The sequence below is a fragment of the Embleya sp. NPDC050493 genome, from assembly GCF_044458105.1.
GTDB lineage: Bacteria > Actinomycetota > Actinomycetes > Streptomycetales > Streptomycetaceae > Embleya.
On record NZ_JBITHP010000015.1, the window covers coordinates 149,678 to 174,533 of the forward strand.

Below are 24,856 nucleotides of genomic sequence, written 5' to 3' on the forward strand. Positions count from 1 at the left end.
TTCCGCCGGGCCGCGCACATTATCGATATACTTACGGCGATCGGGGTCGGATTTCACACCCCATGTCGTGGGCCTCCCCTCGGGAGGCATGCCGGGAAGTCTGGTCGGCGCTGTTTTGTCGTTTTCGCAGGGCGGTATACGCCTGCGAGCCGCAGCCGACCTGGAGGTCCCGTGGGTGCCGAGTCCGCACCGCGCAACAAATTCTTTCGGCGTCCGTCCACCCTGGCCGAGCGGAATTTCATCGCCGACGCGCTGCGCACCGAAACGGTCGGCGGCGCGCTGTTGCTGATCGCGGCGGTGGTCGCGGTGATCTGGGCGAACACCGGGTGGAGCGAGGCGTATTACGACCTGCGCGACTTCCGGATCGGCCCCGAGGCGATCAACCTGAATCTGTCGCTGGGCACTTGGGCCGCGGACGGGCTGCTCGCGGTGTTCTTCTTCGTCGCCGGCATCGAACTCAAGCGCGAACTCGTGGTCGGCGACCTGCGCGATCCCGCCCAGGCGGTGCTGCCGGTGGTGGCCGCCGCGTGCGGAATGCTCACACCCGCGCTGTTCTACTTCGCGGTGAACGCGGGCGGCGGCTCGCCCGACGGCTGGGCGATCCCCACCGCGACCGACATCGCCTTCGCCCTGGCCGTCCTCGCCGTGATCGGCACCAACCTGCCCTCGGCGCTGCGTTCGTTCCTGCTGACCCTCGCCGTGGTCGACGACCTCGGCGCGATCCTGATCATCGCGATCTTCTTCACCGATTCGGTGAACTTCCTCGCCCTGGCCGCGGCGTTCGCCCTGCTGGTGGTCTTCGCCCTGCTCCAGCGCTTTCGGGTGCGCGGCTGGTGGTGGTACGTACCGCTCGCCCTGGTGATCTGGGCGCTGATGCACGAGAGCGGGGTGCATGCCACGGTCGCGGGCGTCGCGATGGGCCTGTTGATGCGCGTACTTCCCGACCGCGACGAGCGGACCTCGCCGGCCGAGCACGTCGAGCACCTGATCCGTCCGCTCTCCGCCGGCCTGGCGGTGCCGATCTTCGCGCTGTTCTCCGCGGGCGTCGCGGTCTCCGGCCCGGTGCTCGCCGACGTGTTCACCCAGCGGCCCACGCTCGGCATCATGATCGGGCTGATCGCGGGCAAGACGGTCGGCATCTTCGCGGGCACCTGGCTGGTCGCCCGGTTCACCCGGGCCCAACTCAGCGACGACCTCGCGTGGTGGGACGTGTTCGGCATGTCGATGCTGGCCGGCATCGGCTTCACGGTCTCGCTGTTGATCGGCGAACTCGCCTTCACCGACGACCCGACGCTGACCGAACAGGCCAAGGCCGCGGTGCTGGTGGGTTCGGTGCTGGCGGCCATCGCGGCGTCGATCGTGCTGCGGATAAGGAACAACACGTATGCCCGGTTGTGCGCCGAGGAGAATCGCGACGACGACGGCGACGGCATTCCGGACGTCTATCAAGCGGAGGCCGATCGACTGCGCGACGGGAAGCTCGGGCACTCCTGACCGCTTCGTTTCCCATCCGAAACACTCGTACGACGCGCCCCAGTGGATACGAATCCCCGCAGCAGGGCATGATCGGGGTCGGATTATCCGTACCCGTACAAGGAGTGACCATGGCAGGCACCGACAGGTCCCCGGCCCAGGACGTGCCCGTCGACGCACAACGTTCCCTCGGCGAGCTCTTCTCGTCGGCCAGCCGAGACATGTCCACGCTGGTGCGCAGTGAGATCGCGCTCGCCAAGAGCGAGGTCAAGGTCAGCGTGGTCAACGTGGCGAAGGGTGGCGGCGCGTTCGGCGCGGCGGCCTTCATCGGCGTGTTCGCGTTCGTCTTCCTGAGCTTCGCGATCGTGTACGGGATCCACGCTCTCGGTCTCGGCGTGGCGTGGAGCTTCCTGATCGTCGGCGGCTTCTATCTCCTGCTCGCGGGGGCTCTCGCGTTCTACGGCGTCAAGTCGTTCAAGAAGGTTCGGGCGCCGGAGCGGACGATCACCACGACCCGGGACACGGTCACCACGCTCAAGAACGTCGGCTGAGCCGGCGGCACGGGCTGCCCGAACCGACGCGGAAACAAGAGTGCGATCGCGAGTGTGCGACGCTGCTCGGCATGACGGTTCCCGAGAGCACCGTGGTCAACGTGGCCGGGCCCTGGACACACCGCGACATCGCCGCCAACGGCGCGCGGTTCCACATCGCCGAGATGGGCGAGGGCCCGGTCGTGCTCTTGCTGCACGGCTTCCCGCAGTTCTGGTGGGCGTGGCGGCATCAGATGCCGGTGCTGGCCCGGGCCGGCTACCGCGCGGTCGCGCTGGATCTGCGCGGATACGGCGGCAGCGACCGCACCCCGCGCGGCTACGACCCGATCACCCTGGCCCTGGACGTGACCGGGGTGATCCGCTCGCTGGGCGAGCCGGACGCGATCGTGGTCGGTCACGACCTGGGCGCCTATCTGGGCTGGACCGCCGCGGTCTTGCGGCCCAAGGTGGTCCGCCGGCTGGTCGCGGTGTCGATGCCGCACCCCCGGCGGCTGCGCGGGGCGCTGCTGACCGATCGGCACCAGATGGCGGCGAGTTCGCACATCTTCGGCTTCCAGCGGCCGTGGGTGCCCGAGCGGCAGTTGATCCGCGACGACGCGGCCATGGTCGGCGACATGGTGCGCGCGTGGTCGGCGCCGGGCCGGCCGGACGACGAGTCGATCGCGCGCTACCGGCAGGCGATGCTCGTGCCCGGAACGGCGCACTGTGCGGCGGAGCACTACCGCTGGCTGATCCGCTCGATCCCGCGACCGGACGGGATTCAGTACTCGGCCCGGATGAAGGCACCCGTCGAGGTGCCCACGCTGCACCTGCACGGCGCCCTCGACCCGGTGATCCTGCCCCGCACCGCGGCGGGCTCCGGGCGCTACGTGGAGGCGCCCTACCGCTGGCGGTTGCTCGAGGGCGTGGGCCACTTCCCGCATGAGGAACAACCCGCGACGTTCACCGAGGAACTCCTGGGCTGGCTGAAAGATCCGGAACCCGAACGCTGAAGTTTTACAATGGTTCCGGCCTTTTCTTGTGTGATCTTGCCGGGGATATCCGACACTTCCGTACAGATCGTCCCGGTAGTGTTCGGGAGCCATTTCCGGCCCGCCCAAGCGGTGCGATTACGCCGTCGGCGACCCGGGTAGGCGCCCCCGTATGAGCCGGACGTACAACGCTCCGAGCATGGCGGCGGGGGCCGGGGACACCCGGTCGGAGACGGCAGAGACCCTCATGGTTGAGATCGGCACCACTGGCACTCACGGGTTCGAACACACGCGAGGGGCGCCGGTCGGCGCGGTTGCCGACCGGGGGGATCATGTCCCGGGGCTGATGGGGATATTGCGCCGACGAGCACGATGGTTGACTCTGCGGCTGCGCTTCCCGCGCTGACGCATCGACGCGGCCCGACACCGGGCCGCGTCACGCCACCGCTTTCCCGCGGGCGCCTTCTTCGCATTCACCGATCGATTCGTCTTTTCGTTTTCAGGCGAATGCGCCGAACCACAAAAGCGCGACGGTGGCGATCATCATCACCGGCACCAGGACGAGCGTCTCCATGCGATTCCCGGTCCGGCTGACGATCGCCACCTCGAAGCGGGTGCCCAACGGCCAGAACAGCGGTATCCCCTGCTTGGTGAGGAAGTCGCCGAGCAGGTGCGCGATGCAGCCGAGCACGACCACCATGGGCAGCCAGTCGGGAGCCGCCGGCATCCAGTGGTCGACCACGGCCGTGCCGCCGCCGGCGAGCGCGACGATGGTGATCCAGGACGCCAGGCCCTTGCCCGGCGGACACAGGTTCAACGCCCGCAACGCCAGCGCGAGCAGCAGGAAGACCATGGTCAGGGTGAACGGCCGACCCAGGTGCTCCACGCCCTGCCAGGTCAGCAGTCCGGCCAGCACCACGAAGGCGATCGAGTGGGTCGCGTGCCGATGTCCGCCGGAGACCTTGGCCACACCCGTGCACAGCGCGCGCGAGACGGGGCCCAGGAAGTTGGCGATCGTGCCGTTGTGGTGATCGAGGTCGGGCAACAGGGCCGCACCTGCGGTCAAAAGCGTGCCGATCACGATCTCGGACCCGGACAGGTGGTTGTGCCACAGGTGTTGCGGTAGGAACGGCGCCGTCGCGGCGAACACCAGTGCCCCGCTGACCGCATGCGAATGCCCGAGCATTCCCCCACCCCACCCTGCCGGTTGCCCCACCACATCGCGGCGCTGCTCGCACATCTGCCCGAACAGGCTTCGAACATGCGTCACATGGCGCAGCTCTGGGTATCGACCGGGCGATCGGCGACCGCGCCCGCCTCGGCGTCGGCGCGGACCTCCTCGACGGTGAGCGCATACCCGGTGGACTCGTCGTCGAGCGACTTGGCGAAGATCACCCCGGCGACCTTGCCGCCCGGTGAGATCAGCGGCCCGCCGGAGTTGCCCTGGCGGACCTTGGCGTACAGCGAGTACACATCGCGGCTGACCGTGCCGCGCTTGTAGATGTCCGGCCCGCCGGCCTGGATCCGGGCGCGCACCCGGGCGGGTTCGACATGGAAGGCGCCGTTCTCCGGGAAGCCGACCACGATCGCGTCCGCGCCGCTCTCCACCTTCGGTTCGAACTGCAACGGGGTGGCCTTGAGGCCGGGCACCTTGAGCACCGCGATGTCGCGCTTCCAGTCGTAGAGCACGACCTCGGCCTGATACTCGCGGCCTTCGCCGCCGATCTGCAGGGTCGGCTTCTTGACGCCGCCGACGACGTGGGCGTTCGTCATCACCCGCTGCGGGGCGTAGACGAAGCCGGAGCCCTCGATCACCTTCCCGCAACTCTTCGCGGTTCCGACGATCTTGACGATGCTGTCCCGGGTCTCCTGGACGGCGGGCATCGACAGCAGCTTGGGGTCCGGCGGCGGGACCTGCGGGATGTCCTCGCGCACGAACGGACTGAACACCTGCGGGAAGCCGTTGCGGTCGAGCAGGTTGCCGAACGAGGAGAACCACGTGTCGGCGCCCTGCGGCAACACCTTCTGCACCCCGCCCAGCACCTGGGACGAGCGCACCTCGCGCGAGATGGTGGGCATCGAGGCGCCCGCGACCGAGGATCCGATCAGCCACACCACGATCAGCAGCGCGCAGACGCTCACGATCGAGCCGCCGGCCGCGTCCACCAGCCGCGCCGGGCGCCAAGTGAGCCGACGGCGAAGCCGGTTGCCCGCCGCGGTGGTCAGCGCCTGGAGCGCGGTGGCCAGCACGAGCACGACGCAGATCGCCGCGATCGAGGGGCCCAGACCCGGCTCGAAGCGGTTGAGCAGCGAGGGCACGAGCCACATGCCGAACACGCCGCCGCCGATGAAGCCCAGGAACGAGAGCACGCCGACGATGAAGCCCTGCCGGTATCCGGAGATGGCGAAGGCCACCGCGGCGGCGAGCAGCAACAGGTCCAGGACATTCACGCGCTCACGTTCTCATGTACGAGCCTGCGCTGTCCGCAGCCGTGCCGGTTCGTCGAACACCGGTGACACGGCTGTACAGGGCGGTATTGACGCCCCGTCAGCCCCGCCGCGGCACCGGACGCGGCGGCCGGCCGAGGGCGACCGGCCGGATCAGTCCCGGACCTCGGGTTCGGAGGCGGTCTCCTCGTAGCGATCGAAGCCGCGCCGGGCCAACCGGGCCTCGGTCTCGGACAGCGTCACCTCGCGCCGTTCGTCCCACGGCCGTTCCCAGCCGGTGTAGTGCAGCACCCGGTCGATCAGCCCCGCGGTGAAGCCCCAGACCACCAGGTCGTGCACCAGGAACGCGGGGCCCAGGTGACCGCCGGGGTGGCGCAGCCGGGCCCGGTTGGCCGGATCCGCGAGATCGGCGATCGACACCCGCAGCACCCGCGCGACCTCCTCGGGCGCCCCGGGGGCCACCTCGCTCTCGCGATGCCACCACGCGAGCACGGGGGTGACCACGAAGTCGCTCACCGGGATGTACAGATCCGGCAACCGGCCGAAGATCCGCACGCCGGCGGGGTCGAGCCCGACCTCCTCCTGGGCCTCGCGCAGCGCGGTCCCCTCCGGGCCGTCGTCGCCCGGGTCCACCGAGCCGCCGGGGAACGCGGGCTGGCCCGCGTGCGAGCGCAGCGTCGCGGCGCGCTGGAGCAGCAGCAGATCCGGGCCGTCGGGCCCCTCGCCGAACAACATCAGCACCGCGGAGCGCCGACCACCCTCGGCCGGGGGCAGGAAGCGGCTCAGTTGTTCGGGGCTGATCGACTCGGCGGCGCGCGCGACCGGGCGCAGCCATTCCGGCAGATCGGCTTCGGCCCAGGTCTGGATCCCGGTCCCGGTCTGAGTCACCCGGCGTCCCCCTCGTCTTTCGGTGCGCCGTCCTGCGGTGCGTTCTGCGCCGCTTCGTCCTTCGGTGCGTTCGTCGCCGCGTCGACCGGCACGGCCAGCACCGGCAGGGCCGGCGGCTTGAGCCGTTGGCCGGGCTGCCCGGCCATCTCGTACTTGAGCAGCGCCTTGGCCTTGATCGGATCCGTCTCGCCCTCGCCGTACGCCGGACACAGGGGGGCGATCGCGCACGCCCCGCAGGCCGGGCGACGGGCGTGGCACACCCGGCGGCCGTGGAAAATCACCCGGTGCGAGAGCAGGGTCAGGTCCTTGCGCGGGAACAGCGCCGCGACCTCCTTCTCGACCTTGACCGGATCCTCGTCCTTCGTCCAGCCGAAGCGCCGGGCCAGTCGGCCGAAGTGGGTGTCGACGGTGATACCGGGGACGTCGAAGACCTCGCCGAGCACCACGTGGGCGGTCTTGCGTCCCACTCCCGGCAGGGTGACCAGGTCGGCGAGCCTGCCCGGCACCTCGCCGTCGTAGCGCTCCAGGAGCGCCTGGGCCAGACCCTGGACCGAGCGGGTCTTGGCCCGGAAGAACCCGGTCGGCTGAATGATCGCCTCCAACTCGGCCGGCTCCGCGGCGGCGATCGCGGCGGCGTCGGGGAAGCGGGCGAACAGCGCCGGGGTGACCGTGTTGACCCGCCGGTCGGTGGTCTGCGCGGACAACACCACGGCGACCAGGAGCTGAAAGGCGTCGCCGTAGTCGAGTTCACAGTGCGCACCCGGGTATATCTCACCCAGTTCGCGATTGATCCGGCGCGCACGGCGCACCAGAGCGAGATGGGACTCGCCCTTCACGGCTTTTGTGGACTTCACGACCTTCGCGGCTGCCCGCGGCCTGCGCGGTGCGGGCTCCGTCACGTTGCTCGACACCCGGCCAGAGTACGCAGATGTGCGGGGACTACGGTCGAGCAGTCCGCACACGCTTGATCACAGGAGCGACATGTCCGGTTACTGTGGATCCGCCCGTTCGTGATCCAGGCCACCCCGCGTGATGATTGCGGGTACCGGTGCGTCAGACTGTGACCGATCGCACTGTTTGACCGCTCGGCTTCATTGGTGTCGACCAGGCCGGCCTAGGAGGAACCTCGTGGACGACGTTTTGCAGCGGGCTCCGCTGTTCGCGGCGCTCGAAGATGAGGACGCCGCCGAGCTGCGGGCCTCCATGACGGAGGTCGCGCTCGAGCGCGGGGACTCGCTCTTCCACGAGGGTGACCCGGGTGACCGCCTGTACGTGGTGATCGAGGGCAAGATCAAGCTGCACCGCAGCTCCAACGACGGTCGCGAGAACATGCTCGCGGTGCTCGGCCCGGGCGAGATGTTCGGCGAGCTGTCGCTGTTCGACCCCGGACCGCGTACGGCGACCGCGACCGCGCTCACCGACGTGCGGCTGCTCGGCCTGGGCCACTCCGACCTGCAGCCCTGGCTGACCGGTCGGCCCAAGGTCGCCGCGGCACTCCTTCGGGCGATAGCCCGTCGGCTGCGGCGGACCAACGAGAGCCTGGGCGACCTGGTCTTCTCCGACGTCCCCGGCCGGGTGGCCAAGGCCCTGCTGGACCTGTCCCGCCGCTTCGGGGTGCCGGCAGACGAGGGCATCCACGTCGCGCACGACCTCACCCAGGAAGAGCTGGCCCAGCTGGTCGGCGCCTCGCGGGAGACCGTCAACAAGGCGCTGGCCGACTTCGCGAGCCGGGGTTGGCTGCGGCTGGAGGCGCGTGCGGTGGTCCTGATGGACGTCGAGCGGTTGTCGCGCCGCTCCCGCTGACACCTCGCGAACACGACGCGGGGCCCGCCGTCGGCGGGCCCCGCGTCGTGTTCCGGCGTGTGCCTCAGGCCTCCGGGTGCTCGGCCAGGTAGTCCAGCTGGGCCCGGACCGACATCTCGGCGGCCCACCACAGTCCTCGGTCCACGTCCGCGTAGACCCGCTCCACGACGTCCTGGGCGGTCTTGTCGCCGGCTGCGACCGCGGCCTGCACCTGGGCCAGCCGGGCCGCCCGGTGCGCCAGGTAGAAGTCGAGCACGCCCGCCGCGTCGTCCAGGATCGGACCGTGCGCGGGCAGTACGGCGGTGATCTCGCCGGAGTCGACGAGCGCGCGCAACCGGCGCAGCGAGTCCAGGTAGTCGCCGAGTCGGCCGTCGGGGTGCGCCACCACCGTGGTGCCGCGGCCGAGCACGGTGTCGCCGGTGATCACGAAGCGGTCCGCGGCCACCAGGAAGCACACCGAGTCACCCGAATGGCCGGGCGTGGCCAGCACCCGCAGATCCAGCCCGCCGTCGTCGATCACCCGGCCGTCCACCAGCCCCTCGCCGCCGTAGCGCCACTGCGGGTCGACCGCGTGCACGACGGCGTTGGTGAGTGCCTTGAGGCCGGCCACGCCCGCCGAGTGGTCCGGGTGGCCGTGGGTGAGCAGGATACGGCCCACCCGGCGGCCCTCGGCCTCGACCGCGGCGACGATCGCGCGCAGGTGGCCCTCGTCGTCGGGTCCCGGGTCGATCACCACGGCGGTGTCCGAGCCGGGCTCGGCGACGATCCACGTGTTGGTGCCGTCCAGCGACATCGCGCTCGGGTTCGGCGCGAGCAGACAGGTCACCCGGGGGCTCGCCGGCCCACCGATGGTCGGGCGGGGGTTGCCGGGCAGGGGCTGTGCGTTCATGGTCGCCATCCTGTACCTCAGTGCCTGTACCTCGGTTGCCCGGGACCGGTCCGGTGGGGGTCCGCGGACCAGCCGGGTCGTCGGTGGAGCCTCAGCGCAGACCGAACGGGTCGGCGATGCCGGGCCATTCGAGCACGAGGCGGTCTCCCTCGAAGCGGCCCTGCGCCATGATCGGAGCGATCTTCCGGTCCGCCGCGGCGGCCAGCGCCGCCGCCGGGTCGGCGAGCTCCGCCAGGTGGCGCAACGTGTCGATGGTGGGCGGCAACATCGCCATGTCCTGCGCCCGGTGTTGCTTCAGCGCGTCGGCGGGCCGGGCCCAGGTGACCCGGTCGGCCTCGCCGGAGACGTCCCGGGTGCGCTGGCCGGTGGGCAGGGCCGCGACGAAGAACCACGTGTCGTAGCGCCGGTCCTCGAACTCCGGGGTGATCCAGCGCGCCCACGCGCCCAGCAGGTCGGAACGCAGGACCAGGTCGCGGCGCTCCAGGAACTCGGTCATCGTCTGCTCGCGCGCCACCAGGGCCGCGCGGTCCGCCTCCCAGTCCGCGCCGGTGGTGTCCGAGACGATCGTGGTCGGGTCGGGCCCGGCGAGCAGCACGCCGGACTCCTCGAAGGTCTCGCGCACGGCCGCGCAGACGATCGCGCGGGCCTCGGCCGCGTCGGTGCCCAGCCGCTCGGCCCAGGCGTCCGGCTCGGGTCCAGCCCAGGCCACCGAGTGGTCCGCGTCCCGCGGGTCGACGCCGCCGCCGGGGAACGCGTACATCCCGGCCGCGAACTTCATCGTGGTGTGCCGACGGAGCAGGTACGCCTCGGCGCCCCCGGGGCGGTCGCGCAGCAGCACCACGGTGGCCGCACGGCGCGGGGCGACCGGCTCCGCCTCGCCGGCGATGATCGCGCGGGCCCGCTCGGCCCAGGACGCGGGCATGCCCGACTGGGCGTTTCCGGCTTGCGTACTCCCCGTTTCGACCATGCGCCGGATCGTACGCCTGACCGAGTCAAGTTCCACCCCTCACCCCCGAAAACGATCGGACCCGACCCGAAAGGGGCAGGTCCGATCACCACGGTGGCCGCATGGGCGGTCCGCTCAGATCACCTCGACGAGGATCTCCACCTCGACCGGGGCGTCCAGCGGCAGCACGGCCACGCCGACCGCGCTGCGGGCGTGCCGTCCGGCCTCGCCGAAGACCTCGCCGAGCAGTTCGCTGGCGCCGTTGATGACACCGGGCTGACCGGTGAAGTCCGGCGCGCTGGCCACGAAGCCGACCACCTTGACCACCCGGCGCACCAGCGACAGGTCGCCGAGCTCGGCCTTGACCGCCGCGAGCGCGTTCAGCGCGCACTGCCGGGCGAGCTGCTTGGCCTCCTCGGGGGTGACCTCGGCGCCGACCTTGCCGGTCGCGGGCAGCTTGCCCTCGATCATCGGCAACTGGCCGGAGGTGTGGATGTAGTTGCCGGTGCGGATCGCCGGCACGTAGGCGGCGACCGGGGGCACCACTCCGGGCAGGGTCAGACCCAGCTCGGTGATCCGCTGTTCGGGGTGTACCTCGCTCACTCGGCCGTCACCGCCTTCTGCTTCGCGCGCTTCATGTAGGCCACCAGGCTCTCCGGGTTGGGTCCCGGCACCACCTGCACCAGCTCCCAGCCGTCGTCGCCCCAGTTGTCCAGGATCTGCTTGGTCGCGTGCACCAGCAGGGGGACCGTCACGTATTCCCACTTCGTCATGTGTGCAGACTTTAGACGGACACGTCGGGCGGCTCGACGGGGCGCCACGCCACCGGCGAGGACAACACCATCGTGCTGGACGGTTTCCCGTGCTCGGCGAGCCGGTCGATCAGGACCTGGAAGTCCGCCATGGTGGCGACCGCGACCATCAGCAGGCAGCACGCGTCACCGGTGACCCGGTGCACCTGGAGCACCTCGGGCCATTCGCGCACGGTGTCCGCGTCCCGGCGCAGCAGGCAGCCGGGGCCGTAACAATTCATCCGGACCAGTGCCACCACACCGCGACCGGCCGCCGCCGGGTCCACGTGCGCGTGGTAGCCGGTGATCACGCCGGCGTGTTCGAGCCGGCGCACCCGGGTGGCCACCGCGGGCGCGGAGAGGTTGATCCGTCGGGACAGCTCGTTGAGCGAGACCCGGGCGTCGCGCTGCAGTTCGGCGAGCAATCTGCGGTCGATCGCGTCCATGCGCACCCTCCGTTGACGATCGTGAGGAGATGCCCTCCGATACGTTGCGAGCGTAAACCGAAACGGCCCTTCGGATGCTCGACAGCCATTCCCAACCGAATGGTCGCACGATTCCATATGGGCACTCCCCGACCGGCCCTTCCGGCGCACCGGCGGGACGGGCCGGAGAGGTGGTCTGCGATGACGGTCGACGAACGAACGCCCCGCGCCGATCCGGCGGACGGCGGGTGCCCGATGGCCGGACCGCGCGAGCACTTCGCCGCCGCGGTCGCGCCGCCCTACGCGGACTACGTGCAACTCGACCGGCTGCTCGCCCTCCAGCGCACCCGCACCGACGTGCCCGCCGAGTTGTCCTTCCTGATCTCCTCCCAGGTGATGGAACTGCTGTTCGCGCTGCTGCGGCACGAGTGGACGATCGCGGGCGAGCGACTGCACGCGGACGACGTGCCCGGCGCGATCGGCACGCTGCGGCGCAGCATCCACGAGTTGGACGTGCTGGTGTCCACCTGGGACCTGCTCGCCACGCTCACCCCCGGCGAGTTCGGCGCGTTCCGCGAGGCGCTCGGCGAGGCGTCCGGCTTCCAGTCGCACCTGTACCGGCACCTGGAGTTCCTGCTCGGCATCAAGCGCGCGGGCGTGCTGCGGCCCTACACCGGCTCCCCGGACGTGCACGCCGAGCTGGCCCGCTCGTTGCGTGCGCCGAGCCTGTACGACCACGCGCTGGGCGTGCTCGCCCGCCGCGGCCTGTACTCCCCGGGGCAGGTCGCGGATCCGAGCCGGCCGTACGTTCCGTCCGAGGACGTCGAGCGCGCATGGGCGCGCGCGTACGGCGACGCCGTTCCCGACCTGGTCGACCTCGGCGAGGTGCTCACCGACATCTCCGAGCGCTGGACCCGCTGGCGCGAGCGGCACCTGGCCGCCACACTGCGAGCGCTGGGAAATCGGCCGGGCACGGGTGGCTCGGCCGGAGCGTCTTGGTTGGAACAGACCGTACGTGTGCGCGTTTTTCCCGAGTTGTGGACCATGCGCACCTTGGTCGAACCATCGAAGATCTGAGTTCATCGAAAGATGGGTGAAGCATGTCCGATTCCTTGTCGAACACGGCCACTGACGATTCGTCAGTCCTGTTTCCGACCGGTCGCCTCGCGGCCGATCGGGTCACCGAAGCCGCAAAGCTGGACGCGGCCGACCCGCTGGCGCACGTGCGCGAGCGTTTCCTGCTGCCTGCCGGTGTGATCTACCTCGACGGCAACTCGCTCGGCGCACTGCCGGCCGCCGTGCCCGAGGCGCTGAACGACGCGGTGCACCGCCAGTGGGGCACCGACCTGATCCGCTCCTGGAACGCCAACGACTGGTGGGGTGCGCCCGCCCGGATCGGCGACCGGATCGGCACGCTGATCGGCGCCGCGCCCGGCCGGGTGATGTGCGGCGACTCGACCTCGGTGCAGATCTTCAACGCGATCGCCGCGGCCTTGCGGCTGCGTCCGGGACGGACCGTGGTGCTGGCCGACCCGGACAGCTTCCCCACCGACCTCTACCTGGCCGACTCGATCGCCAGGCTGCTCGGCGCCGAGGTGCGTCGGGTGCCGGTCGGCGAGGTCGCGGAGGTGCTGCGGACGGACGGCGCCGCGATCGCGGTGATCGCGTACAACCACGTCGACTACCGCAGCGGCGAACTGCGCGACCTGCCCGGCCTGACCGCCGCCGCGCACGCCGCCGGCGCGCTGGCGATGTGGGACGTGTGCCACTCCGCGGGCGCCCTCCCGATCGACCTGGACGCGCACGACGTCGACCTGGCCGTCGGGTGCGGCTACAAGTACCTGTCCGGCGGACCCGGCGCACCGGCCTTCATCTATGTGGCCGAGCGGCACATCGCCGGCTTCGAACCCGCGCTGACCGGCTGGCAGGGGCACGCGAACCCGTTCGGGATGGAGCCCGGCTACACACCCGCGCCGAGCATCGAGCGGGCCCGGATCGGCACCCCGCCGCTGTTGTCCATGCTCGCGCTCGAAGCCGCCCTGGGCGCGTACGACGACGTGTCGATGACGGCCGTGCGGGACAAGGGCCTGGCGCTGACCGACCTGTTCATCGCGTGCGTCACCGACCTGGGCCTGGAGACGCTGACCCCGATCGAGCACGCCCGGCGCGGCAGCCAGGTCGCGGTGCGCCACCCGGAGCCGCACGCGGTGATGGCGGCGCTGATCGATCGGGGTGTGATCGGCGACGTTCGCCCGCCGGACGTGCTGCGCTTCGGCTTCAACCCGCTCTACGTCGGTTACGCCGACGTGGTCGAGTCCGCGCGCATCCTCGGCGACATCCTGGAGACGGGGGCGTACCTGGACGCGCGCTACGCCGTTCGGGCGACGGTGACGTGACGCGGGTCACCCCTGGGGGATCACCTCCGACCCGGCGGGGACCGGGTGGTTAGGCTCGACTCGTGAGTTTGGGTGCGCGGTCACACGGATCCGGTAACGCCTCGGCTGCGGCCGTATGGCGGAGGCCTTCGAGGGCAGGGATCCGGGCATGCCGGCTCCCCGAAACGAGCGTCGCGCCGCCCGGCCCGACCGCACCCGCTGGACGGACGTCGTGAACACCGCGACGGCAGGCGCACGCACGACCGACGGCAACGCCGATTGGGAGGGCGTGCGCCTGCACGTGGTCAGCGGCAAGGGCGGCACCGGCAAGACCACCGTGGCCGCCGCGCTGGCGCTGGCACTGGCCTCGGGCGGGCGACGCACCCTGCTGGTCGAGGTGGAGGGACGCCAGGGCATCGCCCAGCTCTTCGACTGCCCGCATCTGCCCTACGAGGACCGCAAGATCGCGGTCGCACCGGGCGGCGGCGAGGTCTACGCGCTGGCGATCGACCCGGAAGAGGCGCTGCTCGAATATCTGGACATGTTCTACCACCTGGGCCGGGCCGGAAAGGGCCTGAAGAAGCTCGGGGCGATCGACTTCGCGACCACCATCGCGCCGGGTCTGCGCGACGTGCTGTTGACCGGCAAGGCGTGCGAGTCGGCCCGCCGCCGTACGCACGGGAAGTTCGCCTACGACGCGGTGGTGATGGACGCCCCGCCCACCGGCCGGATCGCGCGTTTCCTCAACGTCAACACCGAGGTGGCCGGGCTGGCCAGATTCGGCCCGATCCACACCCAGGCCGAGGCGGTGATGGGCGTGATCCGCTCCCCGCAGACCGCGGTCCACCTGGTCACCCTGCTGGAGGAGATGCCGGTCCAGGAGACCGTGGACGGCGTCACCGAGCTGCGCCACTCGGGCCTGCCCACCGGCGGCGTGGTGATCAACATGGCCCGGCCGCCGCTTCAGGCCGAGGACGAGAGCGACACCGGACAGCGGCTGACGCCCGAACTGCTGGAGGCCGGCCTGATCGCCGGCGGCATCAAGCCCACCCGGCCGCTGATCTCCTCGCTGCTGGCCGAGGCCGACGAGCACGCGAGCCGGATCGAGCTGGAGAGCACGGGGCGCGCCCTGGTCCGCGGCCTGGACCTGCCGGTCTACGAACTGCCGCTGTTGGCGGACGGGATGGACCTGGGCGGTCTGTACCGCCTCGCCGAGGCGTTGCGCGAGCAGGGGATGGCATGAACAGGCTGGAGATCGACGAGCTGATCGACGACCCGGGCACCCGCATCCTGGTGTGCTGCGGCTCCGGCGGCGTCGGCAAGACCACCACGGCCGCGGCACTGGGACTGCGCGCGGCCGAACGCGGTCGGGACGTGGTGGTGCTCACCATCGACCCCGCGCGCCGGCTCGCCCAGTCGATGGGCCTGACCGAGTTGGACAACACGCCCCGGCGGGTCGTCGACGTCGACGAGACCAAGGGCGGCAGCCTGCACGCGATGATGCTCGACATGAAGCGCACGTTCGACGAGATCGTCGAACAGCACGCCGACCCCGAGCGCGCGCAGCAGATCCTGGACAACCCGTTCTACCAATCGTTGTCCTCCAGCTTCGCCGGCACGCAGGAATACATGGCGATGGAGAAGCTGGGCCAGTTGCACGCGACCGGCGAGTGGGACCTGATCGTGGTGGACACCCCGCCGAGCCGGTCCGCGCTCGACTTCCTCGACGCCCCCCAGCGCCTGGGCTCGTTCCTGGACGGCCGGCTGATCCGCATACTCTCGGCTCCCGCCAAGGTCGGCGGACGCGGCGCGCTCAAGTTCCTGTCCGCGGGCATGGGTCTGATGACCGGCGCGCTGAGCAAGGTGGTCGGCACCCATCTGCTGACCGACATCCAGACCTTCGTGGCCGCGCTCGACACCACGTTCGGCGGCTTCCGCAAGCGCGCCGACGCGACCTACAAGCTGCTCCAGGCCCGAGGCACCTCGTTCCTGGTGGTCGCCGCGCCGGAGAAGGACGCGCTGCGCGAGGCCGCGTACTTCGTCGACCGGCTGGGCACCGAACGCATGCCGCTGGCCGGCCTGGTGCTCAACCGCGTGCATGCCACGCGTGCGGGTCGACTGTCCGCGGAGCGCAGTGTGGCCGCGGCCGAGGCGCTGACCGAACAGGCCGACCAGGCGGAACAGGGTGAGCAGGGTGAGCAGGGTGAATCGTCCGGACAGGGTGAACCGGACGGGCTCGCGTCGCGTCCCGCCGACTTGCGCCTGGTCGCGGGGCTGCTCACGCTGCACGCCGAGCGGCTGCGGGTGATCGACCGGGAGGAGCGGATGCGTACCCGCTTCACCTCGATCCACCCCGAGGTGCGGGTGGCCGAGGTCCCGGCGCTGCCCGGTGACGTGCACGACCTGGACGGCCTGCGGGTGATCGGCGAAAGTCTGGGCGCGGGCTGACCACGCGGTTCGCTCGCGAGCCGCCGGCCGGCGGGACGCGTGCGGACCCGCCCGGTGGCGAGCCCGTCGGCGGCCGATCCGTCGCCGGCCCGCCGGGACCCGGGCCTGACTCCCGGCCCCGGCAGGTGATGACGTTCGGAACGCGGTGGCGTTCGGAACACCGTGACGTTCGCGACGCGGTGGCGTCTCGGAACGTGGTGGCGTTCGGCTGCCGACACGTGTTCAGCGCGCAGCGTGCTCAGCCGGCGACCCGAAACTCCTCGTCTCCGTGGATGTCGCGCTCGTACTCCTCGCGCGCGGTCTCCAACAGCCGACGCCACGAGGTGATCATCGGCCGGCGACGCAGCAGCGCGCGCCGCTCCCGCTCGGTCATGCCGCCCCAGACGCCGAACTCCACTCGGTTGTCCAGCGCGTCCGCCAGGCACTCGGTGCGGACCGGACACCCGGTGCACACTGCCTTGGCGCGATTCTGCGCCGCCCCCTGCACGAACAGCTCATCCGGATCGGTACTCCGGCAGGCGGCCTGCGTGCTCCAGTCGGTAACCCAGCTCATGCTGGTGCCGTCCTCTCCCGATTTTCGAGGCTCCCCCAACGGCGGCGAAGGGAATTCCCGACGCCAAGCAGGACGGTACGAAACCCTGGGCACGCGCAACAGCCCCTGCACGGGCAGTCATCGATGGCCCGGAAGGACTATGCGCAAATATGGACCCACCCGTCCGGGTGAATGCTCTTGCGTTTCCGGTCGCGGCTTCACTCAGAAGGAGGCACGTCGACGGCACGAAGCTCGGTACTGGGACCCGACATCCGGCCACATTCACTCTAAAGAGTGAAATGCCTACTGACACGGATCCCCCGGCTGCTTCGCCAGCTTAAGCGAAGTGCCTTCCCCGCGTAGGGTGTTTGGCCACGTAGGCTGTCGCCCATGGCCCGAACTTCCTCCGGCTCGGCCCGCCCGAAAAGCGGCTCGGCCCGCCCACGATCCCCGCTGGGCTTCGTGGGCCGGTTCGCCGCCTTCGTGGGTGCGAGCATCCTCGCCGGTGCCCTGGTCGCGGGAATCGCGCTGCCGTTCGTGGGTGGCTTCGGCCTGACCGCGAAGGCGGCGTCGGAAAACTTCGACGACCTGCCCGGTGACCTGGACCAACCGTTCCTGTCGCAGCCGTCGTACATCCTCGACTCCGAGGGCAACCAGCTCGCGATGGTCTACGACCGGTATCGCATCCTGGTGAACTTCGACCAGATCTCACCGATCATGCGTCAGGCGATCGTGGCGATCGAGGACTCGCGCTTCTACGAGCACGGTCCGATCGACCTCAAGGGCACCCTGCGCGCCCTGATGCGCAACCAGCAGTCGGGTGGTACCGGCACCAAGCAGGGCGGCTCCAGCCTGACCCAGCAGTATGTGAAGAACATCTTCGTGGAGGAGGCCGGCAACGACCCGGCCAAGGTGGCCAAGGCACAGGCCCAGGAGATCTCCCGCAAGATCAAGGAACTGAAGTACGCGATCGGCCTGGAACAGCGACTGTCCAAGGACGAGATCCTGACCAGGTATCTCAACATCACCTTCTTCGGCCGCCAGGCGTACGGCGTGGAGGCCGCGTCGCAGCGCTACTTCAGCAAGCACGCCAAGGACCTGACCCTGACCGAGTCGGCCACCCTGGCCGGCGTGGTGCAGGCTCCCTCGGCGTTCGACCCGATCGGCTATCCGAAGGCCGCCCGGGAACGCCGCAACATAGTGTTGCAGCGCATGGCCGAGGTGAAGGTCATCTCGCAGGCCGAGGCCGACGCGGCCAAGGCCACCGAACTGAACCTGAAGACCCAGCCGCTGCCCAACGGCTGCATCACCGCCGACCAGATCGACGGTGCCGCGTTCTTCTGTGACTACGTCGAACGGGTGGTCAAGAACGATCCGGTCTTCGGAGCGAATCGGGAGGAACGCGACAAGTTGTGGCGCGAGGGTGGTCTGCGGATCACCACCACGTTGGACCGAAAGGCCCAAAAGGCGGCCTACACCGCCGCAACCAAGGGCGTACTGCAAAAGGACCCGGTCGCCGACGCGGTCGTGATGGTCGAGCCGGGCACCGGCAGGATCAAGGCGATGGCGCAGAGCCGGCCGTACGGCTTCGGCGACTACGAGACCACGCTCAACTACTCGGTCGACCACTCCATGGGCGGCTCGACGTACGGCTTCCAGACCGGGTCGACGTTCAAGCCGATCACCGCCGCGGCGGCGCTGGAGAACGGGATGAAGGTCGATCAGGAGTACTCGACCGAGGCCCAGATGGACATGCGGAAGGAGAAGTTCCGCACGTGTGACAAGCCCACCTCGCCGGACCCGTCGTTCAAGGTGAACAACGAGAGCACGAGCGAGGTCGGCACCTGGAACATGCAGACCGCCCTGGAGAAGTCGATCAACACCTACTTCGTCCTGTTGTCCAAGGACGTGGGGCTGTGTCCGATCGCAACCCTGGCCGATCAGCTCGGAGTGCATTCGGGCGACGGCAAGGCGCTCCAGCAGGTGGGCAGCATGACGCTCGGCTCCAACACGGTGGCGCCGATGAACATGGCCGCCGCGTACGCCGCTTTCGCCAGTCGCGGCGTGTACTGCGCACCGGTCGCCGTCACCGAGGTGGCCAAGCTCGACGGCACCAAGTTGCCCGTCCCCCAGGCGGGCTGCAAGCAGGTGATGAAGCAGAGCACCGCGGACACGATAAACGCCCTGCTCGAAGGTGTGGTCGAGGACGGCACCGGCACCCAGGCCGGCCTCAAGGATCGCGACAACGCGGGTAAGACCGGCACCACCGACTACCGCAAGGCGGCCTGGTTCGTCGGCTACACGCCGAACATGTCCACCGCGGTGTGGGTCGGCGGTGCCAAGGACGATGTCAAGATGTTCGACATCACCATCGCCGGCGTCACGCACGAGAAGGTGTACGGCGGTCAGGTACCGGGCCCGATCTGGAAGAGCGCCATGAACGGCGCGCTCAAGGGCGTGGACGCGCCGAAGTTCGTCGACCCGCCCGCGGGCACGATCCCCTCGAAGCCGGACCCGAACAAGAAGCCGACCGACGGCAAGCCGCGGGACCGGGATCAGAACCGGCCCCCGACCGGCGGCGGCAACACGCGACCGCCGTGGACTCCCCCGACCCTGCCGACGAACACGACGCCGCCGGGCGGGGGCGGCAACACCAAGCCGCCGCCGGCTACCCGACCGCCCGGCCATTCGTGGCCGCCGCCGATCGGGGGCGGGTCGGGGGGTGGTGGGTTCGGTGACGACGGCTGACGGCTGACGGCTGATCACACTGGTCACTCTGACCGATGGTGACCGGCTGCGGGTCGGTGTCGATCCGGGGCCGTGGTGAACGCGGATGGCGGTGCTCCCCTTTGGTGGGGGCACCGCCATCGGCGTTGTGGGGTGGAGTCGGCCGGGGCCGGGGCCGGGACCGGTATCGGGCCTGGGTGGGCCGGGTCGGCCGAGGTGGGGTGGGATCCGGGCCGAGGTGGCCGGGGCCGGGGCGGGTCCGAGGTGGGCCCGCCCGAGGTGGGCCCACCGTCCGGGTCAGACGCCCAGCTGGCTCTTGATCTCGGCGGCGATCCGGCCGCCTTCTGCCTTGTCGCCGACCTTGGGGCGGACCACCTTCATCACCTGGCCCATCGCCTGCGGACCACTCGCCCCGGTCTGCGCGATGGCGTCCGCGACGATCACCTTGAGCTCGTCGTCGGACAACTGCGCCGGCAGGTAGGCCGCGAGGACCTCACCCTCGGCACGCTCGCGCGCGGCGGACTCGGTCCGGCCGCCGTTCTCGAAGGCTTCGGCGGCCTCCCGGCGCTTCTTCGCCTCGCGCACGATGACCTTGAGGACCTCGTCGTCGGACAGCTCGCGGGCGGTCTTGCCCGCGACCTCCTCATTGGTGATCGCGGTCAGGGTGAGGCGCAGCGTCGAGGAGACCAGTTCGTCACGGGACCGGATGGCCTCGGTGAGGTCGCTCTGCAAACGGCTCTTGAAGGGGCTCATGCGATCAAGTGTCGCAGCCGACACCACGCCGGCCGTACCCAATTACGGCCGCGGGGGTGGCGAGGCGACGGCGGGGCTCGAGATCGGGTGTGGCCGGGACGACCCCGCTGCGAGGTGGCCGCGGGGTCGATCGTCCGCCCGTGCGGTCGGGTGCGAGGACGCCGGGGCCGGCCGTCCCGTCGCCCCGCAGGGTCGGGAAGGGCGTCGAGACTGCCGACGACCGGCCGGCTCTGCCAGCATGGAGGGATGCGACCGCGTTCAGCCTTCCCCCTAGCCGTAGCCGTCACCGGGGCTGCGTGCCTCACCTATGCGGCGGCCTACGAGGCCCGTTCGTTCCGTCTGCGCCGGGTCGAGGTGCCGGTGCTGCCACGCGGGGCGCGGCCGGTGCGGATTCTTCAGGTGTCCGACATCCACATGGTCTCCGGTCAGCGCCGCAAACAGGAGTGGCTGCGTCGACTCGACGCGCTGCACCCCGACTTCGTGCTGAACACCGGCGACAACCTCTCCGACCCGGACGCCGTACCCGAGACGCTGGACGCGCTCGGCCCGCTGCTCGGCCGGCCCGGAGCGTACGTATTCGGGTCCAACGACTACTTCGGCCCCCGCCCCAAGGACCCCACCGGCTACCTCCGCCGCGACGACGGCACCCGCCGGCTCGGCCGGGAGAACCCGTGGACCGACCTGCGCGACGGCTTCGACGCGGCGGCCTGGGAAAACCTCAACAACGCGCGCGGCCGACTCAAGGTGGACGGCCTGGACATCGAGCTGGTCGGCCTGGACGACCCGCACATCGACCGGGACCGCTACGAACAGGTCGCCGGCGGCCCCGACCCGACCGCGGACATCTCGCTCGCCGTCGTGCACGCCCCGTACCTGCGTGCCCTCGACGCCTTCACCGCCGAGGGCTACCCCCTCGTGATCGCCGGCCACACCCACGGCGGCCAGGTGTGCGTCCCCTTCTACGGCGCCCTGACCACCAACTGCGACCTCGACCGCAAGCGCGCCAAGGGCCTCTCCACCCACACCTCCGCCGGCCGCGAGGCCTACCTCCACGTCTCCGCCGGCTGCGGCACCTCCCGCTACGCCCGCTTCCGCTTCGCCTGCCCTCCCGAAGCCACCCTCCTCACCCTGACCCCCCGCCAATCCACCCCCGGCACCCCCGCCCCCACCCCCCGCTAAACCGGATTTCGCCTCAGGCCCCCGACCCGCTAAGCTGAACGCGCAGCATCGGGGTGTGGCGCAGCTTGGTAGCGCGCTTCGTTCGGGACGAAGAGGCCGTGGGTTCAAATCCCGCCACCCCGACCAGCAGGGCAGAGGCTCCATCGGAGAGATCCGGTGGGGCCTCTGTCGCGTTTGCGGCGCGGTTGGGTCCGCGTCGGTTCTCGTGGTGGCGGCCACGGCACGCGTGGCCGGCTGCTGCGATCGGGCGGCCGACGGTGGGTGGCCGGTGGGTCGCGTGGTCGGCGGGTGAGGGGCCGTCCGTCGTGGGGTGGCGCGGGATCATGCGCCCATGTGGATGTGGGCGGACCACAGGGTCGGGAAGTTGGGGAAGCGTCGGCGCGTCAGTCGGGTCGCCCGGTGTACACATGCCGCGGTGTGGGCCGCGTCGAAGTCGTGGGACTCCAGGCGGGCGTAGATGCGTTTGGCGATCTCGGCGGCGATGGTGTCGTTGACTTCCCACAGGGTGCCGATCACGTACGGGAATCCGGCCAGCTGGAAGCTACTGGCCACGTGGATGGACTCGTCGGCCAGGTCGCGCTTGGTCACGGCCGTGCTGCAGGCGGACAGGTAGGCGAACTCGGACGTCTCCAGGCGCAGTCGGGAGATCTCCAGCACGCTCAGCGGATGGGCGACATGGTCGTGGACCAGGAGGTGGCTCCGCGACGGATCGGTGGGATCGGCGCCGGCGTGGCAGGCGAAATGGACCCACGGGTGAGTGGTCAGGCCGGAGAGCACGGCCTCACGGGTCGCCTCGCCGGCGATCAGACCGCTCATTGTCGGGAAGACCTCGGTCAGATGGTCGTACTCCTGCCGGGCGCCCGGCAGGTTCGATGCGCCCGGCGTGTGGGGCATGGCGACGGCCAGGATCCTCGGCGGGTGGGCTGCGCTGGCGGGCTCCGGCCGGGTCCGTCGTGCGCGGGCGTATGCCAGGGCCCGGACGGTGGGCGTGTACGAGGACACGACCCGGTCCATGACCGTGCGTCCGGGCCCGCCCTCGCGTGGTTCGAGATGGTGGCCGGCGGCGTGCAGCGGTAGGAGCGCGAGCGGGCCGCAGGGGACCCACCACATGCGCTGCGGGTCGAGTTCGGCCACCGGGTCGGTGAAGCCGAGCCGTTCGAGGACCGGCTCTGCCACCTTGTCCCAGAGCCACGGCAGGATGTCGTGTGCCATGGCGTGTTCGCCGGCACGGCGCGACGTGGCGGAGGTGTCGATGCGTCCGATGAGTTCGTGCATGCCGCCGAGCAGGTCGTGCAGGTCCTCGTAGCGCGCCTCGGGCAGCTCGCACACCCGGACTCCGTCCGTGGTCAGGATGAGTGCGTCGCACCGATATCGGCTGACATTGACCACGACGACGGGCCCGCTGTGCGCCTCGGCGGTCAGTTGCGCCGCCTGCGGAGGCAGCAGGAACCGCTCCAGGCCGGACAGCGTGCGCACTCGGGCGAGCAGCGCTTCCAGTTCCTGAGCCATCGTGCGTCGCCGATCCGGATCGTGCTCGCCCTCGGCCGCTTCGGCGCCGGCGCTCGGGGCGAACGCCGGTCCCGCGGCCCGGTCGGCGAAGGTCTCGCCGTCCAGCCGGGTACACAGGTAGACGAACCGATCCGCCAGCTCCGAGTCGCGCTCGCGCAGTTCCGTGAGGTCCGTACGGGACTCCAGCGCCTGCCCCAACAGCACGCCCCGCCCGACTTCGAGCAACTCGACCGCCTCCTCGGGCCGGCCGGTGGTCAGCGCGCACGCCGCCGCGTCACTCGCCAGCCGCGAGTACTCGGTCATCCACCGCGTTGCGTCGGCGCGCACGAGGCCACGTGCCGCCAGCCGCGGCAGCAGGCCCACACCGAGCGCAAAGCCGCGTGCCGCAAGCTCCGGCTGTTCGAGGAGCACGGCGAGTTCGCCCCATTCCCGGGCGGCGGACACCCGCACCGACGTGGGGGCGCTGCTTCTGGAGGCTGCCGCCTGAAGCAGTCCGACCGCCTCCTCCACCATCCCTTCGTCGCCCACGGCCAGTCCGTACGTACTCAACGAAGCGGCGAGGTTGAACTCGCAGCGGGATCGGAACGGGTGGTCGTCGGCGGTTGCGGTCACCGCCTCGCGTCCCACCGAGACGGCTTCCCGCAACGCGGACTCGTCTCGCGTCAACTGGTGGTACAGACGCAGCGAGTTGCCGAGGTTCGATACGGCCGTGGCCTGTTTGTGGCCCGCTCCGAGCGTGGGAGCGGCGACTTGGCGCTCGATCGCGATGGCGCGCCGCAACATGTCGGGATCCTCGGTGTGCTCGGCCTTGGCCTTCAGGGAGACCGCGAGGTTCGCCAAGTACATCCAGCGGTTGGGGTGATCCTTCGGCGCGGCCTCCACCGCCTCGGTCCCCAGGCCGATCGCCTCGTCCAGCGCGTCGACGTCTCCGGTTCGGCGGAAGCGCTCGTGCAACTGTCCGACGAGGTTCGAGCGGTACAGCGGGGCGTCCGGGTGGTCGACGGGCGTCTCGCGCACCACGGCGCGTACGACCTCGCCTGCCTCGTCGAGTGCGGACAGGTCTCCGGTGTGGCGGGAGTACTCGTCGAGCGCGCCGCCGAGGTTGTACAGGCAGGTTCGCCAGGTCGGTGTGCCACGCGGCGCGGCCGAGACCGCTCGGCGCGTCATGACGATCGCCTCGTTCAGGACGGCCGGATCCCCCGCCCGTTCGAACCGACTACGCAGCAAAATGGCGGAGTTCACCAGGAGTGCCGCCGGCGCCTCGTCATGGTCGGGCACGGCGGCCAGTGCGGCGGCGCTCGTGCGCAGGGCCTCGTCCAGCAGGGCGGATTCACCGGTGTGCTCGTACAACAGCCGCAGGGAGTCGGCCAGGCCGTCCAGGGACACGTACCGCTTGGTGTTCGCCTCCGGTGGGCTGCGCACCACTTCGCGTCCGGCGTCCACGGCCTCCCGCAACAAGTGCAGTTCGCCCGTGCGCTCGAACGACGTACGCAACGCCGCAGCCAGATTGTGCAAGGACTTCATGCGCTCCGGGCTCGTCGCGGGCGCGTGCTCCACCGCACGACGGGCGGCGGCGACGGCTTCCTCCAGCGCGGCCAGGTCTCCGGTCTCCTCGAACAGACGTTGACACGCCAGGCCCAGAACCCGCAGCCGGCCGACGAGCCGGTCCGGGTCCCGGGTGCCCTCGGCCACCGCGTTGCGGGCCGCGTGAATCGCCAATCGCACCGCATGCGGATCGGCCCCGTTCTCGATCCGCAACGCCATTGTCTGGAGCAGGACTTCCCACGTTCCCTCGTCGTCCGGCCTCGGCGCCAGCGGGGCGGCCGGCGGTAGATGGTCCGGTAACGGCAGTTCCGCGCCCATGAGTTGCACCAGAACGAGCAACGCAGTGGCCGTCCGCGCCTCGGGCACCGCACGCTCGTCGCCGAAAGCCAGGCCCCGATGCCAGTGCAGCAGCCCGACAAGGTGGCACGACTCCACGATCTCCCGCGCGCTCGTCGTACAGGCGAAGAGTTCCACCGCCTCGGTCAGAGCCTGTGCGTCGAGCAGCCCGTACGGTCCTCCGGTGTCTTCGAGTCGGGATCGGAGGGCTGTCGTCCACTGCTTCCGCATGAGCTCTCCATCACTGCGTTCTCCGGCGAACCCTGT

At 70.5% G+C, this 24,856-nt stretch carries 22 protein-coding genes and 1 tRNA gene; 11 read left to right on the forward strand and 12 right to left on the reverse strand.

The genetic code is table 11. The features are described 5' to 3' along the window. Nucleotides 1–171 precede the first annotated feature (171 nt). The 3 genes from nhaA to ACIBM5_RS27085 all read left to right on the forward strand — a co-directional run bounded on the left by nhaA (nucleotide 172) and on the right by ACIBM5_RS27085 (nucleotide 3,016). Complete coding sequence (nhaA, locus tag ACIBM5_RS27075; protein WP_396009208.1) at nucleotides 172–1,494, forward strand: Na+/H+ antiporter NhaA; 1,323 nt, start codon at nucleotides 172–174, stop codon at nucleotides 1,492–1,494. A gap of 110 nt (nucleotides 1,495–1,604) precedes the next feature. After that, the gene (locus ACIBM5_RS27080; RefSeq protein ID WP_391586355.1) at nucleotides 1,605–2,024 is read left to right on the forward strand and encodes a phage holin family protein; all 420 of its coding nucleotides are present in this window, start codon (nucleotides 1,605–1,607) and stop codon (nucleotides 2,022–2,024) included. 71 nt (nucleotides 2,025–2,095) lie between these two features. Then, nucleotides 2,096–3,016, forward strand: a complete 921-nt coding sequence (locus tag ACIBM5_RS27085; RefSeq protein ID WP_391586354.1) for an alpha/beta fold hydrolase — start codon at nucleotides 2,096–2,098, stop codon at nucleotides 3,014–3,016. Between the two features lie 478 nt (nucleotides 3,017–3,494). On the opposite strand, the gene ACIBM5_RS27090 is transcribed toward ACIBM5_RS27085, so the two are convergent. The 4 genes from ACIBM5_RS27090 to nth all read right to left on the reverse strand — a co-directional run bounded on the left by ACIBM5_RS27090 (nucleotide 3,495) and on the right by nth (nucleotide 7,242). Next, on the reverse strand, nucleotides 3,495–4,181 hold the full coding sequence (locus ACIBM5_RS27090) for a metal-dependent hydrolase (protein WP_396009209.1): 687 nt from the start codon (nucleotides 4,179–4,181) through the stop codon (nucleotides 3,495–3,497). Nucleotides 4,182–4,261: 80 nt separating this feature from the next. Continuing rightward, the gene (locus tag ACIBM5_RS27095; protein ID WP_396009210.1) at nucleotides 4,262–5,446 is read right to left on the reverse strand and encodes a MarP family serine protease; all 1,185 of its coding nucleotides are present in this window, start codon (nucleotides 5,444–5,446) and stop codon (nucleotides 4,262–4,264) included. A 150-nt stretch (nucleotides 5,447–5,596) separates the two neighbouring features. Beyond that, complete coding sequence (locus ACIBM5_RS27100; RefSeq protein ID WP_391586351.1) at nucleotides 5,597–6,331, reverse strand: NUDIX hydrolase; 735 nt, start codon at nucleotides 6,329–6,331, stop codon at nucleotides 5,597–5,599. After that, nucleotides 6,328–7,242, reverse strand: a complete 915-nt coding sequence (nth, locus tag ACIBM5_RS27105) for an endonuclease III (protein WP_396009212.1) — start codon at nucleotides 7,240–7,242, stop codon at nucleotides 6,328–6,330. Before nth ends, ACIBM5_RS27100 begins: the two co-directional genes overlap by 4 nt. A gap of 217 nt (nucleotides 7,243–7,459) precedes the next feature. Here nth and ACIBM5_RS27110 point away from each other — a divergent pair, with 217 nt between their 5' ends. Beyond that, entirely contained in the window at nucleotides 7,460–8,134 is a 675-nt protein-coding gene (locus tag ACIBM5_RS27110; RefSeq protein WP_020554920.1) for a Crp/Fnr family transcriptional regulator, read from the forward strand. A 64-nt stretch (nucleotides 8,135–8,198) separates the two neighbouring features. On the opposite strand, the gene ACIBM5_RS27115 is transcribed toward ACIBM5_RS27110, so the two are convergent. From ACIBM5_RS27115 to ACIBM5_RS27135, 5 genes are all read right to left on the reverse strand, one after another. Beyond that, the gene (locus ACIBM5_RS27115; RefSeq protein WP_396009213.1) at nucleotides 8,199–9,032 is read right to left on the reverse strand and encodes an MBL fold metallo-hydrolase; all 834 of its coding nucleotides are present in this window, start codon (nucleotides 9,030–9,032) and stop codon (nucleotides 8,199–8,201) included. A gap of 82 nt (nucleotides 9,033–9,114) precedes the next feature. Continuing rightward, complete coding sequence (locus ACIBM5_RS27120; protein ID WP_396009214.1) at nucleotides 9,115–9,990, reverse strand: NUDIX hydrolase; 876 nt, start codon at nucleotides 9,988–9,990, stop codon at nucleotides 9,115–9,117. 114 nt (nucleotides 9,991–10,104) lie between these two features. Continuing rightward, a complete protein-coding gene (locus tag ACIBM5_RS27125; protein WP_396009215.1) occupies nucleotides 10,105–10,572 on the reverse strand; it encodes a RidA family protein in 468 nt (155 codons plus the stop codon). After that, on the reverse strand, nucleotides 10,569–10,742 hold the full coding sequence (locus ACIBM5_RS27130; protein ID WP_396009216.1) for a hypothetical protein: 174 nt from the start codon (nucleotides 10,740–10,742) through the stop codon (nucleotides 10,569–10,571). Before ACIBM5_RS27130 ends, ACIBM5_RS27125 begins: the two co-directional genes overlap by 4 nt. 11 nt (nucleotides 10,743–10,753) lie before the next feature. Continuing rightward, on the reverse strand, nucleotides 10,754–11,206 hold the full coding sequence (locus tag ACIBM5_RS27135; protein ID WP_020554915.1) for an Lrp/AsnC family transcriptional regulator: 453 nt from the start codon (nucleotides 11,204–11,206) through the stop codon (nucleotides 10,754–10,756). A gap of 180 nt (nucleotides 11,207–11,386) precedes the next feature. Here ACIBM5_RS27135 and ACIBM5_RS27140 point away from each other — a divergent pair, with 180 nt between their 5' ends. The 4 genes from ACIBM5_RS27140 to ACIBM5_RS27155 all read left to right on the forward strand — a co-directional run bounded on the left by ACIBM5_RS27140 (nucleotide 11,387) and on the right by ACIBM5_RS27155 (nucleotide 16,008). After that, the gene (locus ACIBM5_RS27140) at nucleotides 11,387–12,262 is read left to right on the forward strand and encodes a tryptophan 2,3-dioxygenase (RefSeq protein ID WP_396009217.1); all 876 of its coding nucleotides are present in this window, start codon (nucleotides 11,387–11,389) and stop codon (nucleotides 12,260–12,262) included. Between the two features lie 23 nt (nucleotides 12,263–12,285). After that, nucleotides 12,286–13,581, forward strand: a complete 1,296-nt coding sequence (gene kynU / locus ACIBM5_RS27145; RefSeq protein WP_396009218.1) for a kynureninase — start codon at nucleotides 12,286–12,288, stop codon at nucleotides 13,579–13,581. 148 nt (nucleotides 13,582–13,729) lie between these two features. Next, nucleotides 13,730–14,803 carry an ArsA-related P-loop ATPase gene (locus ACIBM5_RS27150; RefSeq protein ID WP_396009219.1) on the forward strand — a complete coding sequence of 358 codons (1,074 nt, stop codon included), beginning with the start codon at nucleotides 13,730–13,732 and terminating at the stop codon, nucleotides 14,801–14,803. Then, nucleotides 14,800–16,008 (forward strand): ArsA family ATPase, encoded by a 1,209-nt coding sequence (locus ACIBM5_RS27155; RefSeq protein WP_396009220.1) that lies wholly within the window; start codon nucleotides 14,800–14,802, stop codon nucleotides 16,006–16,008. The genes ACIBM5_RS27150 and ACIBM5_RS27155 overlap by 4 nt, the downstream gene beginning before the upstream one ends. A 238-nt stretch (nucleotides 16,009–16,246) precedes the next feature. On the opposite strand, the gene ACIBM5_RS27160 is transcribed toward ACIBM5_RS27155, so the two are convergent. Continuing rightward, complete coding sequence (locus ACIBM5_RS27160; RefSeq protein WP_020554910.1) at nucleotides 16,247–16,561, reverse strand: WhiB family transcriptional regulator; 315 nt, start codon at nucleotides 16,559–16,561, stop codon at nucleotides 16,247–16,249. Nucleotides 16,562–16,930: 369 nt separating this feature from the next. On the opposite strand from ACIBM5_RS27160, the gene ACIBM5_RS27165 reads away from it, so the two are divergent. Further along, entirely contained in the window at nucleotides 16,931–19,288 is a 2,358-nt protein-coding gene (locus ACIBM5_RS27165) for a transglycosylase domain-containing protein (RefSeq protein ID WP_396009221.1), read from the forward strand. 276 nt (nucleotides 19,289–19,564) lie between these two features. On the opposite strand, the gene ACIBM5_RS27170 is transcribed toward ACIBM5_RS27165, so the two are convergent. Further along, nucleotides 19,565–20,020 (reverse strand): GatB/YqeY domain-containing protein, encoded by a 456-nt coding sequence (locus ACIBM5_RS27170; RefSeq protein ID WP_020554908.1) that lies wholly within the window; start codon nucleotides 20,018–20,020, stop codon nucleotides 19,565–19,567. 246 nt (nucleotides 20,021–20,266) lie between these two features. On the opposite strand from ACIBM5_RS27170, the gene ACIBM5_RS27175 reads away from it, so the two are divergent. Both ACIBM5_RS27175 and ACIBM5_RS27180 read left to right on the forward strand, forming a co-directional pair. Beyond that, nucleotides 20,267–21,199 (forward strand): metallophosphoesterase, encoded by a 933-nt coding sequence (locus ACIBM5_RS27175; RefSeq protein WP_396009222.1) that lies wholly within the window; start codon nucleotides 20,267–20,269, stop codon nucleotides 21,197–21,199. A gap of 49 nt (nucleotides 21,200–21,248) precedes the next feature. Further along, nucleotides 21,249–21,325: transfer RNA gene (locus ACIBM5_RS27180), tRNA-Pro, on the forward strand. A gap of 195 nt (nucleotides 21,326–21,520) precedes the next feature. Here ACIBM5_RS27180 and ACIBM5_RS27185 read toward each other — a convergent pair. Next, nucleotides 21,521–24,820, reverse strand: a complete 3,300-nt coding sequence (locus ACIBM5_RS27185; RefSeq protein ID WP_396009223.1) for a CHAT domain-containing protein — start codon at nucleotides 24,818–24,820, stop codon at nucleotides 21,521–21,523. Nucleotides 24,821–24,856: the final 36 nt, after the last annotated feature.